Annotated in this window: 13 protein-coding genes; 10 read left to right on the top strand and 3 right to left on the bottom strand. The window is 32.9% G+C overall.

The annotated features are described in order from the left end of the window. Positions 1-5 precede the first annotated feature (5 nt). The 5 genes from H510_RS0102340 to H510_RS0102320 all read left to right on the top strand — a co-directional run bounded on the left by H510_RS0102340 (position 6) and on the right by H510_RS0102320 (position 6,606). Positions 6-2,198, top strand: coding sequence for a S9 family peptidase (locus tag H510_RS0102340; RefSeq protein WP_051291010.1), 2,193 nt, complete (start codon positions 6-8; stop codon positions 2,196-2,198). A gap of 255 nt (positions 2,199-2,453) precedes the next feature. Continuing rightward, the gene (locus tag H510_RS0102335; RefSeq protein ID WP_026902841.1) at positions 2,454-2,780 is read left to right on the top strand and encodes a helix-turn-helix domain-containing protein; all 327 of its coding nucleotides are present in this window, start codon (positions 2,454-2,456) and stop codon (positions 2,778-2,780) included. Further along, positions 2,770-4,077 (top strand): DNA (cytosine-5-)-methyltransferase, encoded by a 1,308-nt coding sequence (gene dcm, locus H510_RS0102330; protein ID WP_026902840.1) that lies wholly within the window; start codon positions 2,770-2,772, stop codon positions 4,075-4,077. Before H510_RS0102335 ends, dcm begins: the two co-directional genes overlap by 11 nt. After that, positions 4,053-5,222: a PDDEXK family nuclease gene (locus H510_RS19810; RefSeq protein WP_026902839.1), complete on the top strand. Its 1,170-nt coding sequence runs from the start codon at positions 4,053-4,055 to the stop codon at positions 5,220-5,222. The genes dcm and H510_RS19810 overlap by 25 nt, the downstream gene beginning before the upstream one ends. Further along, positions 5,215-6,606 (top strand): Sau3AI family type II restriction endonuclease, encoded by a 1,392-nt coding sequence (locus H510_RS0102320; protein WP_026902838.1) that lies wholly within the window; start codon positions 5,215-5,217, stop codon positions 6,604-6,606. Before H510_RS19810 ends, H510_RS0102320 begins: the two co-directional genes overlap by 8 nt. Positions 6,607-6,700: 94 nt before the next feature. On the opposite strand, the gene H510_RS0102315 is transcribed toward H510_RS0102320, so the two are convergent. Continuing rightward, entirely contained in the window at positions 6,701-7,141 is a 441-nt protein-coding gene (locus tag H510_RS0102315) for a single-stranded DNA-binding protein (RefSeq protein WP_026902837.1), read from the bottom strand. Between the two features lie 19 nt (positions 7,142-7,160). Beyond that, complete coding sequence (gene mutY, locus H510_RS0102310; protein ID WP_026902836.1) at positions 7,161-8,210, bottom strand: A/G-specific adenine glycosylase; 1,050 nt, start codon at positions 8,208-8,210, stop codon at positions 7,161-7,163. A gap of 174 nt (positions 8,211-8,384) precedes the next feature. Here mutY and H510_RS0102305 point away from each other — a divergent pair, with 174 nt between their 5' ends. From H510_RS0102305 to H510_RS0102280, 5 genes are all read left to right on the top strand, one after another. Beyond that, complete coding sequence (locus tag H510_RS0102305; protein ID WP_026902835.1) at positions 8,385-8,684, top strand: HU family DNA-binding protein; 300 nt, start codon at positions 8,385-8,387, stop codon at positions 8,682-8,684. A 5-nt stretch (positions 8,685-8,689) separates the two neighbouring features. Then, positions 8,690-9,541 carry a tetratricopeptide repeat protein gene (locus tag H510_RS0102300; RefSeq protein ID WP_051291009.1) on the top strand — a complete coding sequence of 284 codons (852 nt, stop codon included), beginning with the start codon at positions 8,690-8,692 and terminating at the stop codon, positions 9,539-9,541. 244 nt (positions 9,542-9,785) lie between these two features. Beyond that, positions 9,786-11,336: an Rne/Rng family ribonuclease gene (locus tag H510_RS0102290; protein ID WP_026902833.1), complete on the top strand. Its 1,551-nt coding sequence runs from the start codon at positions 9,786-9,788 to the stop codon at positions 11,334-11,336. 61 nt (positions 11,337-11,397) lie between these two features. After that, the gene (locus tag H510_RS0102285; RefSeq protein ID WP_026902832.1) at positions 11,398-15,150 is read left to right on the top strand and encodes a DUF3857 domain-containing protein; all 3,753 of its coding nucleotides are present in this window, start codon (positions 11,398-11,400) and stop codon (positions 15,148-15,150) included. Positions 15,151-15,189: 39 nt separating this feature from the next. Continuing rightward, a complete protein-coding gene (locus H510_RS0102280; protein ID WP_026902831.1) occupies positions 15,190-15,378 on the top strand; it encodes a hypothetical protein in 189 nt (62 codons plus the stop codon). On the opposite strand, the gene H510_RS0102275 is transcribed toward H510_RS0102280, so the two are convergent. After that, positions 15,379-16,431 (bottom strand): endonuclease/exonuclease/phosphatase family protein, encoded by a 1,053-nt coding sequence (locus H510_RS0102275; RefSeq protein ID WP_026902830.1) that lies wholly within the window; start codon positions 16,429-16,431, stop codon positions 15,379-15,381. It abuts the gene before it with no gap. Between the last annotated feature and the right edge of the window lie 30 nt (positions 16,432-16,461).

The raw sequence follows: 16,461 nt of genomic DNA, 5'->3' as shown, positions 1-16,461 counted from the left end.
TTATCATGAAAAATAATATTCAGAAAATGGGTAAAATAGTTTTAGCTGTTTTATTATTCATCAGCTTTTTAAGTGTAAAAGCACAATTTGGCCCCGGCACACAGTGGTCGCAAGATGGTTTTACTTATTATGAAATTAATGATAAAGGTATCGTAGAAATAGATGTCAGAAATCCTAAAAACGAAACCATTATCTTAAGCACAGCGGCTTTAACTCCGCCAAATGGCAAACCTTTAGACGTTAAAAGATTTAGTTTAAGTGATGATAAAAAGAAGTTATTACTGCATACCAACACCGTAAAAGTATGGCGTTATGATACCCGTGGCGATTACTGGGTGTATGATACACAAAGCAAAAAGCTACAGCAGTTGGGTAAAGACAAACCTGTATCATCTTTAATGTTCGCCAAATTCTCTCCAGATGGTACTCGTGTAGCTTATGTTAGTAAAAATAATATTTATGTGGAGGAATTAACTAGCGGAAGAAACAAAGCTTTAACTACTGATGGGGTTAACAAACTCATAAACGGTACTTTTGATTGGGTTTATGAAGAAGAATTTGGTTGTAGAGATGGTTTTAGATGGTCGCCTAATGGGCAATCTATCGCTTACTGGCAATTAGATGCTCGTAAAACTAAAGACTATCTGATGATTAATAATACCGATTCTTTGTATCCATTTACCATTCCGGTAGAATATCCGGTAGTGGGAGAAGACCCAAGCAGATGCCGAATTGGTGTAGTATCATCTGGTGGTGGACCAACAAAATGGATGGCTGTACCCGGCGATGCTGTACAACATTATATCCCACGTATGGAATGGGCTAATAATAACAATCAGCTTATTATCCAACAATTAAATCGTAGGCAAAACATCAGTAAAGTAATGCTTTGTAATGCTATAGATGGTAAAGTAAAAACCATTTACGAAGAAAAGGAAACGGCTTGGATAGACATAAAATCTAGGTGGAATGATGATGACCCTACAGGTTGGGATTGGATAAAAGAAGGTAAAGAATACATTTGGGTGAGCGAGAAAGACGGCTGGCGTCATATCTACAGTATTGATTTAGATGGTAAAGAAAAAATAATTACCAAAGGAGATTATGACATCATCAATATCAGTTTAATTGATGAAAGAAACGGACTGATTTACTTTACAGCTTCGCCAGATAATGCCACAGAAACTTATTTATATCGTGTTAAAATTGATGGCAGCAGTAAAGCTGTTAGGGTTAGTCCGGCAAACCAAGTAGGCACCCACGATTATGATATATCACCAAACGGAAAATTAGCTTTACATAGTTTTTCTAGTACGGCAAACTACCCTGTTTCACAAGTAGTGAGTTTACCAGAACACAAAGTACTATCAGAAAAAGAAACTTCGGCAAGGTTTAAATCTATGAAATTGCCACAGGTAGAGTTTTTTAAAGTAAAAACAGAGGATGGTATAGAAATGGATGGCTGGATGGTAAAACCAACTAATTTTGATGCTTCAAAGAAATATCCAGTTGTATTTTATGTTTACGGCGAGCCAGCATCGCAAACCGTGGTAAACAGGTTTGGAATAGGTTTTAACAGATTATATGCTGGTAATATGGCTAATGATGGTTATATCTATATGTCTGTAGAAGGACGTGGCGCACCAGCTCCAAAAGGCAGAGAATGGAGAAAATCTATTTATAGAAATATTGGTATTTTAAACATCAGAGACCAAGCTATGGCGGCTAAAGAGATTTTAAAATGGCCTTATGTAGATAAAGACCGTATAGCGGTTTGGGGTTGGAGCGGTGGCGGCTCTTCTACCTTAAATCTTTTGTTCCAATATCCTGAAATTTATAAAACGGGTATTTCTATAGCTGCCGTAGATAATCAGCTTAATTATGATAATATTTATCAAGAGCGCTACATGGGCTTATTGCCAGAAGATAAAGAGTTTTTCGTAAAAGGCTCGCCATTGGCACATGCTAGCAAGCTCCAAGGGAATTTATTGTTGATACATGGTACCGGAGATGATAATGTGCATTATAACAACGCAGAACAGATGATTAACGAATTAATCAAACACAATAAAACCTTCCAGATGATGAGCTATCCTAACAGAAGTCATAGTATTTCTGAAGGCGAGGGAACAACAAAACACTTAGCAAGTACTTTTACTAAATTCTTGAAAGAATATTGCCCTCCGGGAGGAAAATAGTAAATCAAAGACCTTAACACATGGTTACGACTTTTAATAAATTTATTAATTATCTTAAAAAAATCCTAACATGATAAAGTACTAATAATTTATAATGTTAGAATCTCTTTCTCTTAAAGAGAATTGACAGCATAAACATATTTATTTTTTGAGGTATACGAAAGTCTATGGCATAATTCAAGCATTATTAAAAATTTTTGGACTTTTTTTGTCCATAAAATTATTCTCCTTATTTTTGGACAATATTTGACCAATATGGCAACAATTAAGAAGACAAAATCATTTGGAGAGCATCTTAGACATCTAAGAGAAGAAGCAGGCTTGACTTTAAAATCTGTTTCAGAACAAATTAGTATTGACACTTCACTTCTCGCAAAGATTGAACGCAATGAAAGACAACCTACAAAGCAAATTATTAGGCAGGTTGCTGACTTTTTTAAAGTAGACGAGAAAGAATTGCAGAATGATTTTTTAAGTGATGTTATCGCTTACAAAATTCTTGACGAAGAAGCTGATTTAAGTATCCTAAAAGTTGCTGAGGAAAAAGTGAAATACCTAAAAACTGTTCACAATGGAAAATGAAATTAAAGTCGTAGAATTATTTGCAGGAGTTGGAGGCTTTCGTCTTGGACTAGAAGGATGGAACGGAAAATCTGCGTCATCAGGATATAAAAAATCTTTCGAATCACCTTTTAAAGTAGTTTGGAGCAACCAATGGGAACCATCGACAAAAACTCAACACGCTTCTTTAGTTTATGAAAATCGTTTTGGAAAGAACGGACATTCTAATGAAGACATTGCTCAAGTTGATGTCTCAAAAATTCCTGACCACGATTTGTTGGTTGGTGGGTTTCCTTGTCAAGACTATTCCGTTGCAACAACCTTAAAAAACTCAAAAGGACTTATCGGCAAAAAAGGTGTTCTGTGGTGGAGCATTCACAAAATAATTTCAGAAAAACAGAATAAACCAAAATATCTTTTTCTTGAAAATGTAGATCGACTTCTAATTTCTCCATCGGGACAAAGAGGAAGAGACTTTGCAATTATCTTACAAAGTTTAAATGAATTGGGCTATGCCGTTGAGTGGAGAGTAATAAACGCAGCAGATTTTGGTATGCCACAAAGAAGAAGAAGGGTTTTTATTTTGGCATACTTACAAGGGACAAATGTTTACGAAAGTATAAAAGAAGTTACTCCTATTGAATGGATTTTAGAGGAAGGAACTTTAGCAGAAGCGTTCCCCGTAACCTCTGAAAATTCTTTGTTTCCAGCACAATTTGAACTTAAAGGTGACATTGTTTTAATTTCTGAAAACTTCAACAAAAACGGAACAACAGGAATTTTTGAAAACACAGGTTTAATGATAGGTGGTTTAGTTACAACTCTAAAGACACAACCAAACTACGAGGGAAAGTTCACGATTTTGAAAGACCTTATCCAAAACGGTGAAGTAACATCAGAATTTTATATTGACAAAAACGAACTTGACAAATGGATTTACTTAAAAGGTCCAAAGAAGGAAATGCGAAAAAATGCACAAGGTTTCGAATATCATTATAGTGAGGGAGGAATGATTTTTCCAGATCCGTTAGACAAACCTTCAAGAACAATAATAACCGGTGAAGGAGGAAAATCTCCATCAAGATTTAAACACGTAATCCAGACACCTAAAGGTTTCAGAAGACTATCACCAGTTGAACTTGAGCGTTTAAATATGTTTCCAGACGACCATACAAAACTTGAAGGAGTATCAGATACTAAAAGAGCATTCTTTATGGGTAATGCTTTAGTAGTCGGAGTAATTGAAAAAATTGGATTATCATTAAAAGAAAAAATTAAACAAGCAACAAAAGAATGGCAGGGTTCCTTTTCAGTTTAGATAGCGAAGAGTCCCTAATCGATTCAATCAATAAGGGAATTTATTCAACTAGATTATCAGCTCCGAATAATGTTTGGCGAATTCATCACGAGGGAACTTTTGCCGATTATTGCTCTATGAGAGAAGGAGACAATGTATATTTTTTTATCGATAGAAAAATTTATGGCATTGGAACTTTGAGAAATATAAATGGAGATTGTAAATTTTTAAATTATCCAAATGCAAATTTGCCTACAGTCCAAAACTATGATGAAATTCAGAATCAATTATTATTAGACATTGGTGCTGAAAGTATTAATTTGCGTTTCATTTGCACATTTATTCCATATCCAGTTTTTTTTAGAAATGGAATTGATATGGATGAAATACTTTCTTCCTCACCAAATAGCTTTAAAATATTAAGGGCATTTTGGAAATTAAGTTTTATTAAATTTTCAGATGAAGAAAATCAAGCTTTCAAAAATATATTGCTTAGAAGAAATATTGACGCTATTGATAATCCAAACAACGAAAATACTTTTGAAACCAGCTTTCAGGAATTTCACAATTTAATCAATGAAAGAACTGCAAATAACAACTTATATTCGTTATCGATTGCACCATTTTTAAACACAATAGTAAATGAAAATGGAAGCTTGAAACACGAAATGGCAGTTGAAGCTGCAATAATTTTCCAACTCACAACAAATCATCAGCAAACAGCAAATATTTTTGGCAATTGGGATTACTTGACTCATCAAGTAATCGCATCACCATTCAAGCCAATTGATTACATTGATAAAATGGATATTTTTGGTTATCGCTATATTGAAAATCAAAAACCAACATTAAGTAATTACCTGGTAATTGAAATCAAAAGAAATACAGTTAACTCACAAGATGTATTGCAATTAATGAAATATGTAGATTGGGTGAAAAATGAATATGCGTTTGGCGACTATGGTATGATAAAGGCATTTATTGTAGGATTTGAATTTACAAATGATGCTTTGGCAGAATTTGAAAATATTGTTGAAAGGAAATTCATTTATGGAGTCCGTCCTTCTGTTTCTGCAACGTGGAATGATGTTAAATTAGTACGTTATTCATTTAATGCACAAACTAACTTATTGAATTTTGAAATTGTAGCTGAAATAAATGGATAAAAAAAGAGAATATAATCCCAATGATAAAAAGTCAGTAATTGATTATGCTAAGTTGCTTAAAGGAAAAACTTTAAGAGAGATTTGCGACCCAATAATTTTAGAGCATAACTACACGGGTAAAGGGAACTTCGGCCAAATACTTGAGAAGTTTTACTTTGGTTATGATCCTAATTCTAAATCAGAAGCAGACTTTTTTGAGATTGGAATGGAACTCAAAACTTCTCCTTTAAAGCAGTTAAAGAACAAAGAGTATCGTTCAAAAGAACGATTAGTGCTAAACATTATTAATTACTTAGAAGTTGTAAATCAAAAATTTGAGGACAGCGACTTCTGGAAAAAGAATTCAAACATTCTTTTGATTTTTTATTTGCATCAAGCAGGTTATGACATTCTAGATTACTTAATAAAACTTGTTGACGAGTGGAATTTTCCGAGCACAGACTTAGAAATAATAAAAAAGGATTGGGGGTTAATCAAACAAAAGATTGCTGACGGAAAGGGACACGAACTTTCAGAAGGTGATACTTTTTATTTGGGAGCTTGCACAAAAGGAGCAAATGCTTCATCAGTTCGGAAACAACCCTTCAGTGACATTCCAGCCAAACAAAGAGCTTACTCATTAAAACAAGGTTATGTAAATCATATCATTGCATCAATTGCTAATGAAGCATCAGGTGTTTATGGTAAATTAATTCCATCTGTAGCGGTTGCAAAAAAACAGACCATTGAGGAAATCGTAATTTCAAAATTCAAACCTTATTACGGTAAGACAATTGAGCAAATACTTAAATCAACAGGAGTTGAGCTAAACACAACCGCAAAGAGTTTTTATGCAAATCTTACAAAAGCAATTTTAGGAATTGAACTTGACCAAGAAATTGAAGAATTTGAAAAGGCTGAAATCATTGTTAAAACAGTAAGGCTCAAAGAAAACAATTTGCCTAAAGAGGATATCTCGTTTCCTAATTTCAAATATGAAGAAATAGTAAAACAGGAATGGGACGATTCAAATTTTAAGGACATTTTAGAACACAAATTTTTGTTCGTGTTTTTTCAATTTGAAAATGAGCATTTGATTCTGAGAAAAGTTAGGTTTTGGAATATGCCATATTCTGACATTCTTGAAGCGGAAAAAGTTTGGGCAAAAACAAAAGAGGTAGTTTCAAAAGGTAAAATCGTAAAAGAAGTAATCGGGAAGACACGTTACACAAACTTTCCAAATAAGACCTTTAATTCAGTTTCTCACGTTAGACCACACGCTACAAATGCGGCAGACACTTATCCTTTACCGACATTAGACAAATTAACAAAAGCAAAGGAGTATACAAAGCATTGTTTTTGGCTTAACAACACTTATATAAGAGATGAAATTTATTTAAAATAGTTTTACTACGACTTATTGAATTAAAAGGAATATTTTTAACAAAAAGCCCTTAAAAAATGTCTTTAAGGGCTTTTTTATGTTATATGAAAAAGTTTTAGAAAGGCAAATCATCATCCACAGGATCTAAACTAAAATTAGATGCTGAGGCAGGGTTTTCAGTTTTATCTGCCTGAGCTGTTGTTCCGTTAGTACCATTTTCAAAATCACTTTTTCTACCAAGCATGGTAAAATTTTCTGCTACAACTTCTGTGGTGTATTTTTTATGTCCTTCTTTGTCTTCAAAAGACCGAGTTCTAAGCTTACCTTCAATATAAACCAGTTTACCTTTTTGTAGGTATTTAGATGCAACATCGGCCAAGCCTCGCCACATTACTATGTTATGCCATTCGGTTTGTTCTATTCTTTTACCGTCTTTGTTATACGTTTCTGATGTAGCCAAAGGGAAACTAGCCACTGTAACATTTCCCTCTAAGTGCCTAACTTCTGGGTCTTTCCCTAAGTGGCCAACTAAAATAACCTTGTTGATACCTGACATAAATCTTAATTAATTTTCTTCAATTTAAGTATTTTTTTAAAAAAGCAAAAATTAATTTAGGTTGTGCGTGTTGGTCTAAGTCGTTTAAATTCAGCCATAACCATCCCTTCTCTTTTACAATTTCATCATTAACACTATCTATTTCAATAAATGTGCTAAATATTCTTTGATGTGTTAAAATATGCTTTACCGGGAAAGAAACAGCTTCTATTTTTGCGTCTTTAGGAAACCATGATTGATAATCTGGGTGTAATTTTAGCTCGGCAAGTGTAGGTTCTTGGTTAAACTCTATCATCGGAAAATCATGTAAACCAGCCCATATATCACTGTTATCTCTTCTTTTAAACAGGATGTGATTTCCGCTCCTTACAACAAAATAAGCAAAAAAACGCTGCTTAATTTTTAAGGTTTTAAGCTTTACAGGTAATTCATTAATTTTTTTGTTTTGATAAGCATAGCAAGAAGTGATAAAAGGGCAAATGCTACAATTAGGGTTTTTGGGCTTACATTGTAAGGCACCAAACTCTATCATGGCTTGGTTATGTTCTCCAGCTAAATGGGGGTTTAATAGCTCATTTGCTAACTCCTGAAACTCTTTATTTCCTTTTGGGGTATTGATAGGTGTCTCTACCCCAAAGTGTCTCGAAATCAGCCTATATACATTTCCGTCAACTACTGCCCGGGCTTCGTTTGCAGAAAATGATGATATAGCACCAGCCGTATAAGCTCCTATACCTGTTAGTTTAATCAAAGAATTATAATCAGATGGGAATACACCATCATGCTCTTCCATAACTTTTATAGCAGTTTTAAGCATATTTCTGCCTCTCGAGTAATAACCTAATCCTTGCCACAGGCGAAGAACTTCGTCTTCAGAAGCGTCTGCGAAGTCTTTTACAGTTGGAAAACGTTCAGCAAATTTGAAATAATAAGGCATCCCCTGCTCTACCCTTGTTTGCTGTAGAATAATCTCAGAAAGCCATATTAAATAAGCATCATTTGTATCTCTCCAAGGCAAGTCTCTCTTATTTGTTCTATACCAATGAATTAAGACATCAGAAAATTTCATGCACAAAATTACGTTTAATGCTTTAAAAACGTTAAAAAATAGCTTATAGGTTGGATAATAGCTTGTTGATTCAAAATTTTACTTAATTATTTTCCTTTATTCAACTAAAAGCAATACTTTTGCAACCCCAAATATTGGGAAGAATTAATTAAATATAAAAAAGAACATATAGACATGACAAAGGCAGAGATTATTGCTGAAATTGCAAATAAGACAGGAATTGAGAAAGTTGATGTGCAAGAAACCGTAGAGGCATTCTTTAAAGTAGTTAAGAACTCGATGGTAAGCGGAGAAAATGTTTATGTTAGAGGTTTTGGAAGTTTTGTTGTAAAAAAGAGAGCAGAAAAAACAGCTAGAAATATTTCTAAAAATACAGCAATAATTATCCCTGAGCACTTTGTGCCAAGTTTTAAACCTGCAAAAGTATTTGTAGACAAAGTAAAATCAGGCAACAAAGCATCAGTTAAAGCTTAAAAATTATGAAGACTAAACAGTATATAGCGATTGGAAGTGTAGTGGTGTTGATGGGTATATTGTTGAGTCTTGATATTAAAGGCTTAGTAAAACAAGAGGATGCTTCTGAAGTTCAGGAAGGAAGCGGTGCTACTACAAGTAGCTCTACAGCTTCTTCGGTTTCGCAAGAAAGTATCAGTGCTGTAGCTAAACAAAACATTAATGCTAGTTTAGCGGCAGAGATTGAGAAGCTTGAAAAAGAGTTAAAAGGTGCTTCTGAAGACGAAGCCTTAGCATTACAAAAGCAACTGGCTCAGAAATGGGAGGATGTAAACCAGCCTTTACCTGCAGCTTTTGCTTATGAGGCTATCGCCACCCAGAAACCGGCTTTAGAAAACTGGTTAAAAGCTGGTGATAAATTTACTGAAGGTTACCAGAGTTATAGTGATACCACTGCAATTCCTGGATTGATAGAAAAAGCAAAAAATGCTTATTCAAAAGCATTAGAGCTTAATAAAGAAAGTTTAGAAGCTCAAACCGGCTTAGGTGTGGCTTATGTTAGTGAAGGTAAAAGTCCAATGCAAGGAATACAAATGTTACTTGCCGTGGTACAAAAAGACCCTAAGAACTTAAGTGCTAATCTAAATCTAGGTCTGTTTTCTATGAAATCTGGACAGTTTAATAAAGCGGTAGATCGTTTTAAAACGGTAATAGCCGTTGATCCAAAACCAGAAGCTTACTTCTATTTGGCAACCAGTTATGAAAACTTAGGTATGAAAAAGGAAGCTATTGCTGCTTACGAAAAAAGTAAAGAGCTTGCTGCCGACCCAGGTTTAACAAACTTTGTTGATAGGAAAGTGAAAGAATTAAGTAATTAAATAAACATAAAAATTTAAGATTATGCCAAGCGGTAAAAAAAGAAAAAGACATAAAATGGCTACTCATAAACGTAAAAAACGTTTAAGAAAAAACAGACACAAGAAAAAATAATTTCTTGAACGCTTAACACGATGCTCTTTTTTAAAATAAAAGAGCTTTGTGTTTTCTGTTTTTTTAACACTATTTCCTAAAATTTCCTTTGTAGATTAAAGCTCTATATTTGAGCTTTCTAAAAATTAGCTATTGGTAAAGGAGTTAATCATTAATTCTACTCCAAACGGAGTAACTATTGCATTACTGCAAGACAAACAACTCGTAGAATTAAACAAAGAGCAAGTCAACAACAACTATGCTGTTGGCGATATTTATCTAGGCCGAATTAAAAAAATTATGCCTGGTTTAAATGCTGCTTTTGTTGATGTCGGTTACGAGAAGGATGCCTTTTTGCATTATTTGGATCTTGGTCCACAGGTGCAGACTTTGTTAAAATTAACGAAGGTGGCTCGTAATGGTAATTTTAACGATTATCTTTTATCAAATTTTAAGAAAGAAAACGATATAGACAAGGCAGGTAAAATATCTACCGTATTAACTAAAAATACACTTTTACCCGTTCAAATTGCAAAAGAGCCTATCTCTACCAAAGGCCCTCGCCTAAGCTCAGACCTTTCTATTGCAGGAAGATTTGTTGTTCTGGTGCCTTTTTCTGATGTTATTTCTATCTCTAAAAAGATAAAAAGTAATACCGAGCGTACAAGACTCAGGAAAATTGTTGAAGGTATAAAGCCTAAAAACTTCGGGGTTATCATCAGAACAGTTTCAGAGAAAAAAGGAGTAGCAGAAATCCAAAAGGATATTTTAGACTTGGTATCTAAATGGGAATCTTTTATGAAAAAGCTTCCTGCTACAGAGCCATCAAAAAGAATTTTGGGAGAAATGGGTAGAGCATCAACCATCCTTAGAGATATTCTAAATGCTGATTTTACCCATGTCCATGTAAATGACCCAGTCATTTACGAAGAAGTGAAATCTTATGTACATGAGATTTCTCCAGAGATGGAGAAAATTGTAAAACTTTATAAAGGTAAAGAGCCTATTTTCGAACATTTTGGTATCGAGAAACAAATTAAAGGGTCTTTTGGTAAGACAGTAAATTTGGCCGGTGGTGCTTATTTAGTAGTAGAGCATACAGAAGCCTTACACGTTATAGATGTAAATAGCGGTAATAGAACAGCCAATCCAGAAAACCAGGAAGAAAACGCTTTACAAGTTAATAAAGAAGCAGCAAAGGAAATTGCCAGACAGCTGAGGTTAAGAGATATGGGCGGCATTGTGGTGATAGATTTTATTGATATGCACAAAGCACCAAACAGAAAAGAACTGTTTGATTTCTTGAAAGCAGAAATGAATCACGATAGGGCTAAGCATACCATTTTACCTCCAAGTAAATTTGGTTTAGTCCAAATAACCCGCCAAAGGGTAAGACCAGAAATGAATATCGTAACCAGCGAAAAGTGCCCAACTTGCGATGGTACCGGTGAAATTAAAGCCAGCATTGTTTTGCTTGATGATATAGAAAGTAACTTAGACTATATATTAAATGAACAAGCTGAAAAGGGAATCACCCTTTGTGTACACCCATATTTAGAAGCCTTTATTAAAAAAGGGTTATTTTCTAAACAATTAAAATGGTTCTTTAAATATAATCAGTGGGTAAAAGTAAAAGCAATTTCATCTTATCATTTAACAGAATTTCATTTTCTAAGTAGTAAAGAAGAAGAAATTAAGCTGTAATTTCCTTTTAATTTAATTTTATATTTTTTTAAAAATCTTTTATATTCATAAAAATTTATTTATGAATAAAAGATTTCTCTTGGCTGTTTGTTTATTACTTACAGTCTCTACTTACACTACTACATTATTTGCACAAGATGAAATTGAAAAGGGATGGAAAGCCTTTTTAAGTAATAATACCTCTGAGGCAAATACTTATTTTAAAAAGGCACTGGAATTACCAGCTTTTAAATCTGAAGCTTTATTAGGTTTGGCTTTTGTGTCCTCTTATCATAAAGATGATAACCTTTCTTTTAATTATTTTAATGATTTTTATAAATCACACCCTAATCCAGAACCGTATTTATCAGCACTTTGGTCTAGTACTATTCTTAATAAGTCTGGGAGTAAGAAGAACCAAAGTGAGCTCGAATTTTATCAATCTATCACACAAAAATCTGATTTAGATGGTGCTTTGATTGCTATGGCTTACAGTTCTTTGGGAAATCATTTCAGAAGCACTAGAATGTTTAAAGAAAGTGATGAGATGTTTACCAAGATTGGTAGTTTAACCCAATGGCAGGTTTTAGGAGAGTTTGAAAACATATCAACTAGTGGTTTTGATAAGCAATATGACGCTTTATTACATCCAGAGCCTGATTTTATCTTTAAAGATAAAAGAGGGGCTAAAGTAAAATGGTTTACACCAACACACTTTAGAAAAGATAAGTGGATAGATTTTACAAATTACTTTTCTGCAGGGTCTGCAATAGTGTTTGGGCAAACTTTTGTTGAAAGCCCAATAGACCAAGAAGTACAATTAAGAGTTGGCGTGTCTGGGTCTCTAAAAGTTTGGTTAAATGATTTACTCATCATTAGTGAGGAAGAGGAGCGAAACAATGATTTAGATAGCTATATAAGAGAGGTAAAGTTAAACAAGGGGTTTAATAGGATACTGGTACAAATTGGAGAAAGTTATGCAGGACGTTCAAATTTTTTAGTCAGATTAACAGATAAAAAAGGTAAGCCACTTTCGGCATTAAATCACACTTCTAATAGTCAAATTTATAATAAAGCAGTACCATACAATATCAAAGAGGTAAAATCAAAGTCAAATGATTTTTTTACTTCAAATCTTAATAAAGGAGTCTCTTATCAAATATTACAAGTTTTATCTTTCTTAAGAGAAGATAAAACCTATGAAGCCAGAAAAAGCCTAGAGCAGTTAAAGAGGGATTATCCTACAAGTACTTATGTTAACATCCTTTTTACCGAACTATTTAATAGAACAGATAATAGAACGGGTTTAGAAAGTACACAAGAAAGTATAAAAGCAAATGACCCCGAGCATCCTGTAGCATTAACTTTAGCTTATGAGTTTTACGCAAGTAAAAAAAACTTTGTTAAAATGGATGAGTATTTGAAAAAATTAGAAGATTTTTACGGGCCTAATCATCAAACATATTTAGCTTTTAAAATTGGGTATCACTCTTTAAAAAATGAAATAGAAAAGCTAGTTTCTTTAGTAGAGAAAAGCTATCAACTTTATCCTAATGAATATCAGTTTGTAGAGCTTAAATTTCTAGTAGAAAAAGAGATAAAGAAAAATAATAGCAATGCATTTGCAGTCATAAAAAAGTATCTTAAAACTGCTAACAATTACAATGCAAGTAAACTTTTGGCAAATTTATACATAACTACAGGTGCATTTGATAAAGGTATCGAAGTTTTAATCGAAGAAAGTTTAAATAACCCTATTTCTAAAGACATTTATTTAGACATTGTAAGACAATATTATCAAGTTCAAAACTATACAAAAGCTAAAGAATTTGAAAGTAAAGTTTTAGACCTTTCTCCTTATACTGATGTTTATCATTTAGATATAGCTAAGATAAATAAAAGTTTAGGTAAAAAAGATGAAGCTATAACAGCATACAAAAAAGTACTTGAATTGAATCCTAACAACTATGACGCTATAAAAGAACTGAGAGAAATGCAAGGGAAAAAGCCTTTGTTTGATTACTTCGAGAAAGTAGAAATTTCTAAAATATTAGCAGATTCTCCTAAGCAAAGTGATTATCCAGATGACGAATGTGTTATTTTAATAGATGAAGTACAAACCATTATACATGCAAGCGGAGGCTCGGAAGAAAGATATTATATGATGGCTAAAATACTTAACTCTAAAGGTGTTGAGAATTGGAAAGAATATACTGTATCAGCCAATAGCCGTCAAAGGTATTTAATAGAAGAAGCCGTTGTTATTAAAGCTAGTGGTCAAAAAGTACCGGGCGAAATAAATGATCAAGATATTGTTTTTACAAATTTGGAAGTAGGCGATGCTATTTATGTTAATTATCGTGTAGAAAACTATTCGCAAGGGCAACTTGCAAACAAATTTTGGGATACTTACTACTTCTCACATTATTATCCCTACAAAAAAACTAAATACAGTTTGTTAGTAGCTCAGGATATTCCTCTTCAATATAAGTTCTCACAAAAAAGTATTGAACCAAAAAGAACTAAAATTGATGATTACGAACTTTTGGTATTTGAAGATAAAGATCAAGAAGGCTTAAAATATGAAGATAAAATGCCTTCTATAGAAGATGTAGCAAATATTCTTTATTTAACTACAATTCCAGATTGGCGTTTTGTTTCTAATTGGTATTATGATATGGCTTCTGCCAAAGCAAGACCTAATTATGAGGTAAAAGAAACAGTTAAGAACTTGTTATCAAATCAAAAAAATCTGTTAAACGACTATGATAAAGCAAAACTAATTTATGATTTTATAACAGAGAATATTACTTATAGCTCAGTGCCGTTTCGCCAGAGTGGTTTAGTACCACAAGAGCCAGCAACCGTCCTCAATACGTTAATAGGAGATTGTAAAGATGTTTCTACTTTGTTTGTCACGATGTGTAAAGAAGCAGGTTTAAATGCAAATTTAGTATTGGTTAACACTAGAGATAACGGTACTAAAAGCCTAATGCTTCCTTCTATAGATTTTAATCATTGTATTGCTAAGATAATTCTAAATAATAAACCTTATTATTTAGAATTAACATCTTCTTATTTACCTTTTGGAAGTTTATATAACTCAAGTTTGCAATCTGTAATTCTGGATATTGACGACTCTGATAAGGAAACTGGTATAAAACATCTTAATCCAGAATGTAGGCAGAAAAATAATATCACTCGAAAAGTAGATATAAAACTTAATCATGCAGACTTACTTATTAAAGAAGATAATTGTAAGGTTTCATCTAAAGCAGCGGCTGTAAGAGAAACTTATGCTGAATTAAGCGAAAAAGATAAATCTAAGAAAATGCTAGAAGCGTTAAGAAATGCTAAACCTACATCAGAGTTAAGCGTATTAAAATTCAAAAATATTGAGAAAAACACCTTAAACAGAGATAGTGTATTTACATCAATAGAATACACAATTAAGGATGATATTAAAAGTATAGGTGGTATGCAAATAATTACACTTCCTTGGTCTAATCAAACATTAGCTTCTGATATTAATATTATAGGTGAACGTAAATTTCCGATAGACTTTACAAATATTTATAATTTAGATAACGAGTCAGAAGTTATTACACTAGAGCTACCTGTTGGTAAAACTATTATAGAAAATATACCATCAGTTTCCTATCAAAATGCTTATTTAAGCTATTCATTAACTTCAAAACTTGTTAATAATAAATTGATATTTGAGCGTAAATTTTCCGTTAACAAGGATATGATAACAGCAGGTGAAGTAGAAAATTTCATGAATACTTACAAGAAGATTGTTTTAGCCGATAGTAAACAATTAGCGATTAAATAGTGGCAGATATTTTGTTTATGATGCTGTAAAAATAGCATCATGAATATTAAAAGAACTTTCGGAACTATATTAACCATTCTAGGAATTATTGGCTTAATTTATACAGCAGTAAATGTTATACAGCAATCGGCAGATACCAGAAGCTTAATTGTAGTTGGTATATTAGGAGTTATGTTTTTCTTTACAGGTATAAGCCTTGTAAGAACAACGGCTGATACTTCTAAATAACTAAGAACTAACTTCTTTACTCATTTTCTCTTTTGCCATTTCTTTTTCGGCAGCGTTAGCTTTTTCAGGCTCGTTCATTTGACTGTATTCGGGTTTAAGTGCTAAATCTATATACATAGGAAAATGATCTGAGCCAGCATAAGGCAAACGCTTTATTTGATTTACCAAAAATTCTTTAGAGCAGAAAATATGGTCTAATGGAAAGCGTAAAATATGGCTTTTAGCATTAAAAGTATTAAAAAATCCCCTCCCTTTTCTTGGGTCTAAAAGCTCAGCTACTTTACAAAACAATTCTGTGGTATAACTCCAGGCCACATCATTTAAATCTCCCATCACAATTACAGGTAATTTTTGCTCCTTAGCCCACTTCCCAATAATGAGTAATTCTTTATCCCTAGCCGTAGACCTCGGGTTTTCTTGTGGTACCGGCGGTTCTGGATGTACACAATACAACTGAATTTTCTTTCCGTCAGTTAAAATAATTTTTGCACTTATAGATGGGATATCATTTTTAACAATAAAATGAACTTGAGCATCTTCTAATGGGAATTTAGAAAAGAAAATCATTCCATAAGTGTTTTCTAACGGACTCAATATTTCGTAAGGATACACTTCCTTGGTTTCAGCTTTTAGCTTGGCTGTCCACCTTTGGTTAGTTTCTACAAAGCATAAAACATCAGGGTTTAATTTATGTATCTGACTAATAATGCTGTAGTCAGTATTATCTTGTAAAACATTAAAAATAAGTATGCTGATATGCGATTCTTTACGCCTCGGATTACTTTGTATTTGTTTTCTACTGATTAAAGTAAAGGGGCATATCAAATAAAAAAGGTACAGATTATTGATTGCAGATAAACCAATAAAAGTATAGTCAGAAAGTGTATCATCATTAAATAAAATGATGAATACAAACAATAAGGATAAACTTATCAGCAGTTTTTGAAATCTAGGATACTCAAATACTCTAAATATCCAATAGTCGTGTCTGATAAAAGGAATGAAAGAAAAAATAATAAATAAATATCCTAATATCAGGTTAAGGGTTTTCATGATTAAAAAGTGTAGAAACAAAAAATCCTG

Origin of the sequence: Pedobacter glucosidilyticus DSM 23534, assembly GCF_000425145.1 — a bacterium.
In the GTDB taxonomy this organism is placed as follows: domain Bacteria; phylum Bacteroidota; class Bacteroidia; order Sphingobacteriales; family Sphingobacteriaceae; genus Pseudopedobacter; species Pseudopedobacter glucosidilyticus.
Note: the sequence above shows the minus strand (reverse complement) of the source record. Positions and strands in the feature narration are given on the sequence as shown.